The following is a 12638-nucleotide window of genomic DNA, read 5'->3' on the forward strand; positions in this document are numbered from 1 at the left end:
CATGTTTGAAAAGATTTTAATTGCGAACCGTGGCGAGATTGCCTGCCGTGTGATTCGTACAGCTAAAAAATTAGGTATTAGAACAGTTGCCGTTTACTCAGATGCAGACGCAAATGCACAACACGTCAAACTTGCAGATGAAGCGGTTTATATTGGTCAATCCCCTGCAACTCAAAGTTATTTGCAAGCCGACCGTATTATTCAAGCAGCGATTGAAACAGGCAGCCAAGCGGTTCACCCGGGCTACGGCTTCCTTTCTGAAAATGACCAGTTTGCGCTCGCTTGCCAACAACACAACATTTGCTTTATTGGGCCACCAGTGGATGCCATTTTAGCAATGGGCTTAAAAGCGACTTCTAAAGCTTTAATGGAAAAAGCAGGTGTTCCTTTAACACCGGGTTATCACGGAACTAACCAAGATGCCGACTTTTTAAAACAGCAGGCAGACCGAATTGGCTATCCTGTTTTAATTAAAGCCAGTGCTGGCGGCGGTGGTAAAGGCATGAGTCTGGTTGAACGCAGTGAAGACTTTCTGCATGCCTTAGCCTCTTGTAAACGTGAAGCCAAATCAAGCTTTGGTAATGATGACGTCTTAATTGAGCGTTATGTGATTCAACCGCGCCATATTGAAGTGCAAGTGTTTGGCGATACACATGGCAACTACGTACATTTGTTTGAACGCGACTGTTCTGTACAACGCCGTCACCAAAAAGTGTTAGAAGAAGCCCCTGCTCCACAAATGCCAAGCGAGAAGCTCGATGCAATGCGCCAAGCGGCAATTGATGCTGCACGCGCCGTAAATTACGTTGGCGCAGGTACGGTTGAGTTTATTGTAGAACAAGACGGTACAGCGTATTTCATGGAAATGAATACCCGTCTGCAAGTCGAGCACCCTGTCACTGAAATGGTTACAGGTGAAGACTTGGTCGAATGGCAACTTCGTGTCGCTTATGGCGAACCTTTACCTAAACTACAAAACGAATTAAAAATTCACGGACATGCACTCGAAGCACGTATTTACGCTGAAGAACCTGAAAAAGGCTTTTTACCTGCAATCGGAAAAATTGACTATTTGCATTACCCAACGCAAAACCAATATGTGCGTGTAGACAGCGGTATTGTTGAAGGCGATGAAATCACGACGTATTACGACCCTATGATTGCCAAACTCATTGTATGGGGTAAAAACCGTGAAGCTGCACTTATTCAAATGCAAAATGCTTTAAGCCAATTCCATGTGGATGGCTTAGGCAACAACATTGCCTTTCTTGAAAAAATTGTACGCAGTGAGTCTTTTAAACAAGCCAAGCTTGATACCAACCTGATTCAACGTGAACAAAACTTCTTGTTTAGCCCAGAAGATATCAAACCTGAACTGGTGGTGGCAGCAGCATTTATTGAGTTTTTAAGTAAACTTAATAACAACAGCTCAAGCCAAAAACAGCTTTGGCAGGCTCAGCCGCTTTGGCGTTTAAATATTACCTATCAGCACAGTATTAAATTAAATTATTTAAACCAAAATATTCAAATCAAATTTGCCTCAAATGAAGATGGCTTCACCGCAGAATATAACGGTCAAAGCTACCCAATTTCTGGTCAATTGATTGATGCACATACTGCTTCTGTTCAAATTAGTGGAACTCAGCAAAAGCTGTCTTTTAACCAAAGTCAGCAAGGCATTACCTTGTTCCAAAACGGACAAAGCTATAAGTTTGCTTATATTCGCCAAGACTTTAATCAAGCAGATAGCCAAGCCGATGAAGGTCACTTAAAAGCACCAATGCCGGGTGTGGTCACGCAAGTTTTGGTGAGTGCAAATCATAGCGTGAAGAAAGACGATATTTTAATGACACTTGAAGCCATGAAAATGGAATATACCATTCGTGCGCCTAAAGATGGCGTGATTGTAGATTCTTACTTCCAAGTCGGTGATCAGGTCAAAGCTGGCGACGAGCTTGTGGAATTTCAGCCTGCTCAGGAGGAAGTTGCATGACTGAGTTTGTCAAAATCGTGGAGGTCGGTCCCAGAGATGGCCTCCAAAACGAAAAGCAGGCTTTAACCGTCGAACAACGCTTAAACTTTATTAATGACCTGATTAATGCAGGTCTGAAATCTATTGAAGTCGGTTCATGCGTTTCGGCAAAATGGGTACCGCAAATGGCCCAAAGTGACGAGCTATTTAAGTTATTACCCCAAACAACCGATGTGCAATTTAGCCTGCTCACCCCCAATATCAAAGGTTTTGAAACTGCTCAAGCGGTAGGATGCAAAGAGGTTGCGGTGTTTACCGCAGCTTCTGAAAGCTTTACCCGTAAAAATATTAACTGCTCAATTGACGAAAGCTTTGAGAAGTTTAGCGATGTCATGACTGCTGCAAAAGCACATAATATCCGTGTACGCGGTTATGTCTCTTGTATAGTCGATTGCCCTTATGAAGGCGCAATTGCACCTGAGCAAGTGGTGAAAGTTGTTAAACGACTCTATGACATGGGCTGCTATGAAGTGTCTTTAGGTGAAACCATTGGCACCGCAACACCAGATCGTGTTCAAAAGGTATGGCAAGCCTGCCTTGCTGAACTCGATAGCAAGGTATTAGCTGGGCATTTCCACAACACCTATGGCATGGCAATTGCCAATATTTATCAGTCTTTACAGCAAGGTATTCGTGTTTTTGATTCGTCTCTTGCAGGACTTGGAGGTTGCCCTTATGCCAAAGGCGCCTCTGGCAATGTATCAACCGAAGATTTGTTTTATTTGCTGTCACACATGGGTTTTGAAACTGGCATTAATTTAGAAAAATTGATGCAAGCCAGCCAAAATATTAGCCATGTATTAAACCGAAAAAGCTTATCGAATTATGCAAATGCGTATTGGCAAACCAAGTGTGCATAGTCATAAATTAAAATAGCTCAGCATCTGGTATAAAGCTGAATATTAGGCAAAGTACCAGATCATCCTATCTCATCTTTATCTCATTCTGTTCAGGAATTGGGACACAATCTCTCATGCAATTTTTTTAAAATTTATTGTTCATCTCTGTATTAAATGCCTCTTTCAAAAGAAGCATTTTCTACCCTATTTTTATTCTAATCCGTATTATTCTTCATCCTTTTCTATTTTAGTCCTTAAAAAATTTATCTCATTATTTATAAAAATAAGATGCATCCATTTCAATTTTTGGAGAAATATATTCTTCTACCCAATCCAGCCATGCGCGTGTTTTGGCATCAATAAAATGGCGTGAAGGCAATAAGGTATAAACTCCAATATCGGGCGAACGCCACTCAGACAAGATATGACATAATCTTCCATTTTGAACCGCGTCTAAAGCCGAAAACATCGGCAATAACGCGACCCCCATATCCTGTTGCACCACATCTAACAATAACTCAGGGTTATCTGCAATGAGTTGCCCGCCAATGTCGATTTGGTAAGACTCACCACTTGTATTTAACAAGTGCCAATCTGGCGTAATAGACGGGTTTACCAAGCGTAAACAGGCATGATTTTTTAAGTCTTCTGGAGAATTCGGTACACCGTGTTTCTCGAGGTACGCAGGTGAAGCACATAAAACAGAAAAAATAGTGCCAATTCTGCGTGCAACAAAACGGGAGTCTGTTAAAGATTCAGTGAGATAAAGACTGACATCCACCCCTTTTGCCAACAAGTCTGGAACGTACTGTGAAGTCGTATATTCCACGGTTAGTTCAGGATAATGCTTACAAAATTCGGCCATCACTGGAAAAACATAATGATGTCCAAAGCTTCCCATGCTTAACACACGTAAACGTCCTTTGGGTTTAGATGCCGTTCCTGTCACTTCCGACTCTGCTTCATCCACCATTGAAATGACTTGGCGACAGCGTTCTGCGTAAGTCGCACCAATATCGGTCAGTGCCTGCTGGCGCGTTGAGCGTTGTATTAATTTTGTACCTAAGCGTGTTTCTAGCTCGCTGATAAGACGTGAAACCTGTGCTGTGGTCAGATCCATCTGCTCAGCTGCTGCTGTGAAACTCCCGCTATCAATCACTTTCAGGAATGCATGCATTGCATGCAATAGTCCACCATCGAGATTTTTGCGCATAACGTAAATATGTTTTCCTAAATTACGGATTGTTGCACCAGTTTAGTTCAACCACAATGACTAAATGTACATACATTGGCACTAATTCTTTTTAAGAAGAGGAACCGATCTTTTTTTATTTCGTATGTCACTTGCTCCAAATATTCAACTGGATGTTGAAAAAAGAAAGTAGTCCGAGCTACTAAAAATTCTAAGGAGATATAAATGAATATAGCTACAAAAGTCACTCCAAATATTATTGCAACAAAGGATGTGTCACTTGAAGATAAATATGTAAGTGATAACGGTACAGCATATATGACCGGCATTCAGGCACTTGTTCGGTTGCCTCTTGCCCAAACTCGCCGTGACGCGATGAATGGTTATCATACTGCTGGTTTTATTTCTGGTTATCGCGGTTCTCCTGTTGGTAACTATGATAGTTTCCTTTGGCAAGTTCAAGGATTACTTAAATCCCATAATGTTGTATTTCAACCTGGTGTAAACGAAGACTTGGCTGCTACCGCAATTTGGGGTACCCAACAAGTTAACCTTTCAGGCCAAGGTAAATATGATGGAGTGTCTTCATGGTGGTATGGTAAAGGCCCAGGTGTTGATCGTTCAGGCGATGTGCTCCGCCATGCTAACTTAGCTGGTACCTCTGAACGTGGTGGTGTCGTTGCTTTATTTGGTGATGACCACTCATGTAAATCTTCTACAATCCCTCACCAGTCTGAACATGTCATGATTGGTTGTGGTATTCCAATTTTCTATCCAACATCCGTTCAACAAATTTTAGACTTTGGTGTTCATGCCATTGCCGTTTCACGTTTTTCTGGCGTTTGGTCTTCAATGAAGTTGGTCAGTGAAATTGTGGAAACTTCTGCTTCTGTTCATGTCGACCTAGACCGTGTTACTCCGGTTATACCAGAAGATGTTACTTTTCCTGCCGACGGCGTTAATATTCGTTGGCCAGACCATGGTATCCAACAAGAAGAACGCCTTTATAAATATCGCTTACCTGCTGTTTTGGCCTATGCCCGTGCCAATAAAATCAATACTGTTACATGGCCTTGTGAAAATGCCCGTGTCGGTATTGCCGCAAGTGGTAAAGGTTATTTAGATACCATTGAAGCCTTACGCATTTTAGGTATTGAAGATGAAACTGCCCAACAGCTTGGGCTACGTGTTTATCAAGTTGGTCTGATTTGGCCTTTAGAACCACAAGGCATTCGTGAATTTGCCGAAGGTTTAGAAGAGCTAATCGTTATTGAAGAAAAACGTCCAATTCTTGAAACACAAATTAAAGATGAGCTGTACTCACTGCCTGATGGCAAACGTCCTCGTGTCATTGGTAAAGCAACTGACGGCAAAGGTGAATGGAGTACTTCTATTGAAGAAGCGCCGCTTATTGGTCACTATGAGTACCAGCCTGAACCTATTGCAAAAATGCTGGCTGCTCGCTTCTTAAAACTCGATATTCCAGAAAGCTTAAAAACACAAATCCAAAGCAGAATCGACTTACTATTAAAAGCAGAGCAAGAATCAAAACGTGTTATTGATCTTGCAGAACGTAAACCTTATTTCTGTAGTGGTTGCCCTCATAACTCTTCAACCGTAGTTCCTGAAGGTAGCCGTGCATTAGGCGGTATCGGTTGTCACTATATTGCCGTTTCACTTGACCGCGGTACCGAAACGTTCTCTCAAATGGGCGGTGAAGGCGTAAGCTGGGTCGGTGCATCGCCTTTTACAAATGAAAAACACATTTTTGCTAACCTTGGTGACGGAACTTACTTCCACTCAGGTTACTTAGCAATCCGTCAGTCTATCGCTGCAAAAACCAATATTACCTACAAAATCCTCTACAACGATGCAGTCGCTATGACAGGTGGTCAGCATGTAGATGGACATTTGAGCGTTGCCCAGTTAACTCGTCAGCTTGCTGCCGAAGGCATTAAAAAACAAGTCATCGTGACGGATGAAGTTAAATTATTAAACGAAGAAGACGGCATTGCACCGGGCGTAGAAATTCGCCACCGTAATGAGCTCGACGCAGTTCAACGCGAGTTACGTGAAGTTTCAGGCGTAACCGCTTTAATTTATGTACAAACCTGTGCCAGTGAAAAACGTCGTCGCCGTAAACGTGACGTCTACCCTGACCCAGCTGAGCGTTTATACATTAACAGTGATATTTGTGAAGGCTGTGGCGACTGTTCGAAAAAATCAAACTGTTTATCTATTGAACCAGTAGAAACTGCTTTAGGTACTAAACGTCAAATTAACCAAAGTAGCTGTAATAAAGACTTCACTTGTGCCGAAGGGTTCTGCCCTAGTTTTGTGACTGTTCATACACGTGATATGAAACGTCCTGCTAAATTTGAAGGTATTGGTGCAGGTTGGCCAACATCCCCAGTTATTCCTCAGTTATATGATGTTCCAAGTCGTATTATGGTTGGTGGTATTGGTGGTACAGGTGTTGTGACTATTGGTGCACTGCTTGGTATGGCGGCTCACCTCGAAGGTAAAGCAACACGTGTTATGGACATGGCAGGTCTTGCGCAAAAAGGTGGTACGGTTTATTCATACGTTCAACTTGCAGCAACTGATGAACAAATTTCTTCTACCAAAATTCCGGCAGGACAATGTGAATTACTCATCGGTGCAGATGCTGTAGTCGCTGGTGGTAGCGCTGCTCTATCTCGCTTAAAAGATGATGCTTTAGTTATTGTGAATGAAGACAGCACTCCTACTTCTGAGTTTATTAAATCTCGTGACTGGTATGCGCCTATTAGTGATTTAATTGATCGTCTTCGTGGTCGCGTTCGTCAAGGTCAACTGGTTTCTCTGCCAGCGGCTCGCATTGCAACTCAGCTCTTAGGTGATTCAATCTATACCAACCAGTTATTACTCGGTATGGCATGGCAATCTGGACGTATTCCATTACTGCGTGAAAGCATTGAAAAAGCAATTCGCTTAAATGGTACTGCTGTTGAAAAGAACCTAGAAGCTTTCCGCGTGGGTTGTCATCTTGCAAGTGACCCAACTTTAGCTGCACGTTTAGTTGCTGCAATGCCAAAAACTAAAACTCCGCAAACTTTAGCTGAACTTGTTGAAGACCGTTCTGCTCGTTTAACAGACTACTGGAATGAAGCTTATGCAGCTAAATACCGTACACTTGTAGAGCTGGCAGCTAAAAAACTACCAGAAGAGTTAACAGGTACGATTGCAACTCAGCTTTATAGAGTCATGGCATATAAAGATGAATATGAAGTTGCACGTCTACTAACAGGTAAAAGCTTCAAAGAATCAATTGAAACCCAATTCGGTAAAGGCTTACGTTTAACGTATCATCTTGCTCCGCCAGCGTTGCTTGGTGGTCTGAAAAATGTCCGTAAACGTGCGTTTGGTTACTGGATGCGCTTCCCAATGATGATGCTTGCTCGCTTACAATGGCTTCGTGAAACTTTCCTTGACCCATTTGCACGTCAAGAAGAACGTCAACACGAACAAGCATGGCGTGATCGTTACATCGCATTTGTTGAAGCACTTGTTGAAGCACCAGACAATCATAACTTGGCAGTTGCTGAGCAAATTGCAAAATTACCAGCAGAAGTCCGCGGTTATGGTCATATCAAAATGAAAGGAATGGACGCTGCAAAACAACGTTGGGATGAACTTACACCAACACTGCTCAAAGTCCGTAACTAAAAATTAAATATCAAAATAAAAAGTCATCCTGAGGGATGACTTTTTATTGGCTCAAAAATTTATTTAGCCATTTTACGTAAAGTCAAAATCTGCTCGCTTCGTCCAAATGGACCATACACGTCATGTAAAACTGCACTGGTTAAACCAATGCCATCCGAACCATATTGCTGAACGGTTTCCAAACCTAGCCATTTCCCTTGCGGATAGCGGTGCATGTGGATTTGTAAATCAAGATTTGGAAAGCCCCACGTAAATTCACCTTCTTGTCTTGGTACAATGCCGTTTGCGGCATCGATCATACCAATTAAATGCGCAAAATCTGTGGTCGGTTGCCCTTCCACGATTTCAATATCATTATTGAGCCAAACAATACCTTTTCCCGCACGATGTTGATCATTAGTTTTAGTGACTAATGTCTGGATAAAACCACCCGGCCATCTTTTCATGCCCGTCCATTCGGTAAAGGTATCTGGATGATGAACTGGCTGATCTTCAAGCCCCGCAATATCGGAACTATCTTGAGTACACATACGCCATGCTCTAGCCACAATACAAGTTTTACCTTGTGCTTGCATTTCAGCTTCAATCAGTTCAATGGTTTTACCGGCACGAATCACATGTGTCTTAATCGTAAATTCACCAAAAGCGATCAAACCAAAAATATCAAAACTAATTCGACCAATTCGCATATCTTGTCGTGGTGAAAATTGCTCTAACTCTGCTGCGATGACACCACTTGCAGGTGCCATATGCTGTTCATGAGGGTTCCAAGCCCCTTGTGCATGGACAGTTGAGCAATAATGAGCAATGACTTCACCTTGAGGACCAATTGTTCTATTCAGTAATTGATAATAAGCATTCATGATTTTCTTTCCTTAGTCCTTATACAACTTTAATATTTGATGAAAATTCACGTTTTAATGCTTATGTTAACCCTCTATTTCATTGGCTCAACTGGTTTTTCCTACCAAAAACTGATGAGTCTAAAATTACAAATTTAATCACTAGGTAAAATTTCGCATGTCAATTTCACCCAGCGATTCTAGAACTTACCATTCACTAAAAAGCAAAAGCATCTTGATCAAGCTCCATCACAGATTCAGCTCCAGACTCAATAGAAGCGGCATGGCTCTGTGTACGATGCAAAAGCTTTTGATAGAAAAACTTAGCAGTAGTTAATTTTGCTTTATAAAAAGCTTCCTCTTGTGTACCCGATTCTAATTTTTCATAGGCAACTTGTGCCATTCGCGCCCATAAATAAGCGAACAAGACGTAACTAGAAAAATAAAGATAATCCACCGAAGCGGCCCCTATTTCTTCAGGGTTGTGTTTTGCTTTGTCGGCAATCGTTTTGGTCAGTGACAGCCATTGCTGCTTAAGCTCAGCTAATTTTTCTAAATAAGGTTTCAAGACTTCATTGGATTGCTGTTGACCAATAAATTGATCCATTAGATCGGTCATATTTTTTAGAAGTTTACCTTCTGACTTGAGGACTTTACGTGCCAGTAGATCTAGAGACTGAATCTCTGTTGTTCCTTCATACAATGTTGAGATACGCGCATCACGTACAATTTGCTCCATGCCATGCTCAACAATAAAGCCGTGGCCGCCAAATACTTGAACGCCATGCTTTGCAGACTCATTGCCTGATTCTGTTAAAAAAGCTTTGGCAATTGGCGTTAAAAAAGCTAGTAATTCATCGGAGTGTTTTTGCTGTTCCTGATCATTTGAACTTTCCACAATATCGACATGCTGAGCCAGAAAATAAGCCAGTGCACGACCACCTTCAGAAAACGCTTTTTGGGTCATTAACATCGCACGTACAGCGGGATGCACAATAATTGGGTCGGCATTTTTGTCAGGATATTGAGGACCAGATAGCGAACGCATGGCAAGGCGCTCTTTGGCATAACTTAATGCGCCTTGAAATGAAATTTCAGAAGCAGCAAGCCCTTGTACAGCTGTTCCAATGCGTGCGGTATTCATAAAGGTAAACATACAATTGAGCCCGCGATTTTCAGGTCCAATCAAATAGCCTTGAGCACCATCAAAATTAAGTACACAAGTGGCATTGCCATGAATCCCCATTTTATGTTCAATCGCGCTACAAACGACTTTATTATGGTCCAGCACCTGACCGTCGTCACTCACATTAAATTTTGGAACAATAAATAAAGAAATACCTTTGGTCCCTGCGGGTGCCTGAGGCAGACGGGCTAAAACAATATGAATAATATTCTCAGAAAGATCATGCTCACCCGCCGAGATAAAAATCTTTTCACCCGTAATGGAGTAACTACCGTCAGGATTTGGCTCTGCTTTCGTTCTAATTAATCCAAGATCCGAACCCGCATGTGATTCGGTTAAACACATCGTTCCGGTCCAGACGCCACTAATAAGTTTAGTCAAATACTGCTGTTTTTGTTGCTCAGTACCATGATGCTCAATGGTTCTCATTGCGCCATGAGACAAGCCGGGATACATCGCCCAAGCCCAATTAGAACCACATAACATTTCAGAAATAGCAATCCGCAGCAATGTAGGCAAGCCTTGCCCACCATATTCCGGATCGGCCGTTAACGAGGTAAAACCTAGCTCAGCATATTTTTGGTAGGCTTCTTTAAAACCTTTCGGCGTTGTGACTACGCCTTGATTTAAATGACAGCCTTCCTGATCACCATTTTGATTAATCGGTGCCAACTCATTTTCACAAAAATCTGCTGCTGCTTCTAAATATTGATCAATTAATTCTCGATTTACGCTTTCCTGATATTTACTTAAACCTTGATAGTTTTGTTCTGTTTGAAGCATTTCATGCAGTACAAATTGCATATCGCGTAATGGAGCTTTGTATAAAGGCATAGTTTTTTTCCTTTCACCTCACTGCCTGTGTCATGGGCAGATATCATTTTTCCTTAAAAATGGACTTTTATTGTTTCAATCTCACCAAAATATCAAAAAATTTCTTATAGCAAAATATATTTTCACTAATTTAATAAAATTATCGTAACTCAAAAATAGAGATAAGACATAAATTCATGTTTTAAAATAAAAATATAGTATTAAAAGTAATTAACATTGCTTAATCAGAATAAATTTAAATTTTGTATTGCAAAATTTTATTCCGTAAAAAAACAATTTGTAGTATCTTGATTAGACTGCTTAATCATCCAAGGACGATTTATGGAAAGCCCGAAATACACAGGTCTTGAGTTTTTAACCGCTTTAAAAAATGGTGAAGTTTCTCCGTCACCTATGGCTCACACCATACCAATGGAACTCGTTGAAGTTTCCGAAGGTAAAGCAACTTATAAAGTTACCCCTCGCAAAGAACATAGAAATATACAAGGCGGTGTACACGGCGGCTTTTGCGCCACAGCTTTAGATACAGCAACAGGCAGCGCAGCTCATACATTACTTGAACATGGCGTTGGTTATGGAACTATTGATTTAAATGTAAAAATGATCCGTCCCATGCAAGTTGATACTTCGTACTATGCGACAGCCGAGTTGATTAACGCAGGCCGTAACATTATTAGTACCGAAGGAAAAATCGTAGATGAGAACGGCAAAGTGTATGCTTTTGCTTCGGCAACCTTAATGATTATTCGCAAATAATAAAATATTGAAGCTCCTGTTTATGGAGCTTTTTCTTGTTTTGCAATCTTGTTCATTTCATAAAAATCTAAGCGATCAATCATAAAACTCACCATTGCCATCGCCAAACCTAAAGCAGCACATGCTTCCCATCCCCAATGTTTCCATGCATAAACTGCAATAAAAGAACCTAAGGCGGCTCCACCAAAATATAAAGTCATATAAATTGAATTAATACGGGAACGGGCCTCGGCCGAGATTCGGTAGACCAGATTTTGGTTCAAAACATGAAATGCCGACAAACCAAAGTACGCCATGATCACACCAACAGCATAGGCCACCAAAGACTGCTGCGCAAAAAATAGCGGTATCCATGCACTTATTAATAAGCCCATGCAAATCAATGCAATTTTATTTTCAAGCCCTGCCGCAATTTTCTTACCTGCCCAAGGAGTCGCAAATACGCCAGCCAAGCCCACGATTCCAAATAAACCAATCTGGAAATCATTAAAGTGATAAGGCTCATTCGCTAAAATAAAAGTCATGGTGGTAAAAATGAGGGCCAAAATTCCAAAGCCAATTCCACCAGCAAAACCACGGCGTAGTAAATGAGGCTGATGAACAGCTAATGAAAATAGTGAACCATAAATCTGTAGAATATTAAGTTGATGAGACTTACGCGCAACTGGTAACTTCACCCACATCACCCAAGCAAACACTAAAATGACAATTCCGCTAATTAAATAAACCGCATGCCAAGACCAGACTGTAGAAAGTAAGCCTGCAATAGAGCGTGCCAATAATATTCCCAAAAACAAACCACTCATGAGAGTGCCTACAACTTGAGGACTTTTTTTTGGACTAGCTAAACCTGCGGCGAAAGGAACTAAAACTTGAGTCGCAATTGAAAAGAATGTGGCTAAAAAGGTAAAGCCATATAAAGCTGGCAAGGTTTGACTTAAGGATAGCCCTACTTGTGCAAGCCCCGTACAGCACATGAGCAAGCAAATATAACTGCGCTTTTCAAAAAAGTCGCCTAAAGGAACTAATATAAAAAGGCCAACTGCATATGACAGTTGGCTAATCACAATAGTTAAAGCGACTTGATCAGCATTAACTTTTAATGCTTCAGCAATCGAATAGATTAAGGGCTGGTTATAATAGTTTGAACCCGCACAAATTCCACATGTCATTGCCATGATAAAAATAAAGCTTTTTGACAGTATATTTTCTGCATTGGGCTCAACTATTTTTTCCATTTTTAATTACG

The 12638-nt window shown here is 41.2% G+C and carries 8 protein-coding genes; 4 read left to right on the top strand and 4 right to left on the bottom strand.

Features of this window, described 5'->3' with window-relative positions; genetic code table 11:
- Position 1 precedes the first annotated feature (1 nt).
- Positions 2 to 1993: an acetyl/propionyl/methylcrotonyl-CoA carboxylase subunit alpha gene (locus KTI79_RS04880; RefSeq protein ID WP_086375736.1), complete on the top strand. Its 1992-nt coding sequence runs from the start codon at positions 2 to 4 to the stop codon at positions 1991 to 1993.
- Positions 1990 to 2892, top strand: a complete 903-nt coding sequence (locus tag KTI79_RS04885) for a hydroxymethylglutaryl-CoA lyase (protein WP_032053623.1) — start codon at positions 1990 to 1992, stop codon at positions 2890 to 2892. Before KTI79_RS04880 ends, KTI79_RS04885 begins: the two co-directional genes overlap by 4 nt.
- A 250-nt stretch (positions 2893 to 3142) precedes the next feature.
- Here KTI79_RS04885 and KTI79_RS04890 read toward each other — a convergent pair whose 3' ends face one another.
- Positions 3143 to 4084, bottom strand: coding sequence for a LysR family transcriptional regulator (locus KTI79_RS04890; RefSeq protein ID WP_032053622.1), 942 nt, complete (start codon positions 4082 to 4084; stop codon positions 3143 to 3145).
- Positions 4085 to 4288: 204 nt separating this feature from the next.
- Here KTI79_RS04890 and KTI79_RS04895 point away from each other — a divergent pair, with 204 nt between their 5' ends.
- Positions 4289 to 7771, top strand: coding sequence for an indolepyruvate ferredoxin oxidoreductase family protein (locus KTI79_RS04895; protein ID WP_032053621.1), 3483 nt, complete (start codon positions 4289 to 4291; stop codon positions 7769 to 7771).
- 59 nt (positions 7772 to 7830) lie between these two features.
- Here KTI79_RS04895 and KTI79_RS04900 read toward each other — a convergent pair whose 3' ends face one another.
- Together KTI79_RS04900 and KTI79_RS04905 are read right to left on the bottom strand one after the other, a co-directional pair.
- On the bottom strand, positions 7831 to 8634 hold the full coding sequence (locus tag KTI79_RS04900; RefSeq protein WP_032053620.1) for a thioesterase family protein: 804 nt from the start codon (positions 8632 to 8634) through the stop codon (positions 7831 to 7833).
- Positions 8635 to 8830: 196 nt separating this feature from the next.
- Positions 8831 to 10633 carry an acyl-CoA dehydrogenase C-terminal domain-containing protein gene (locus tag KTI79_RS04905; RefSeq protein ID WP_032053619.1) on the bottom strand — a complete coding sequence of 601 codons (1803 nt, stop codon included), beginning with the start codon at positions 10631 to 10633 and terminating at the stop codon, positions 8831 to 8833.
- Between the two features lie 306 nt (positions 10634 to 10939).
- On the opposite strand from KTI79_RS04905, the gene KTI79_RS04910 reads away from it, so the two are divergent.
- The gene (locus KTI79_RS04910; RefSeq protein WP_079284144.1) at positions 10940 to 11389 is read left to right on the top strand and encodes a PaaI family thioesterase; all 450 of its coding nucleotides are present in this window, start codon (positions 10940 to 10942) and stop codon (positions 11387 to 11389) included.
- A 20-nt stretch (positions 11390 to 11409) separates the two neighbouring features.
- Here the strand turns inward: KTI79_RS04910 and KTI79_RS04915 are convergent, their stop codons facing one another.
- Positions 11410 to 12627: an MFS transporter gene (locus KTI79_RS04915; protein ID WP_032053618.1), complete on the bottom strand. Its 1218-nt coding sequence runs from the start codon at positions 12625 to 12627 to the stop codon at positions 11410 to 11412.
- Positions 12628 to 12638 lie beyond the last annotated feature (11 nt).

This window comes from Acinetobacter sp. WU_MDCI_Abxd143 (assembly GCF_025514195.1).
GTDB lineage: Bacteria > Pseudomonadota > Gammaproteobacteria > Pseudomonadales > Moraxellaceae > Acinetobacter > Acinetobacter pittii_H.

Bases quoted from the DNA above. Each gene is read 5' to 3' on its own strand.
- KTI79_RS04880 (WP_086375736.1), top strand. From the start codon at position 2: ATGTTTGAAAAGATTTTAATTGCGAACCGTGGCGAGATTGCCTGCCGT.
- KTI79_RS04885 (WP_032053623.1), top strand. From the start codon at position 1,990: ATGACTGAGTTTGTCAAAATCGTGGAGGTCGGTCCCAGAGATGGCCTC.
- KTI79_RS04890 (WP_032053622.1), bottom strand. From the start codon at position 4,084: ATGCGCAAAAATCTCGATGGTGGACTATTGCATGCAATGCATGCATTC.
- KTI79_RS04895 (WP_032053621.1), top strand. From the start codon at position 4,289: ATGAATATAGCTACAAAAGTCACTCCAAATATTATTGCAACAAAGGAT.
- KTI79_RS04900 (WP_032053620.1), bottom strand. From the start codon at position 8,634: ATGAATGCTTATTATCAATTACTGAATAGAACAATTGGTCCTCAAGGT.
- KTI79_RS04905 (WP_032053619.1), bottom strand. From the start codon at position 10,633: ATGCCTTTATACAAAGCTCCATTACGCGATATGCAATTTGTACTGCAT.
- KTI79_RS04915 (WP_032053618.1), bottom strand. From the start codon at position 12,627: ATGGAAAAAATAGTTGAGCCCAATGCAGAAAATATACTGTCAAAAAGC.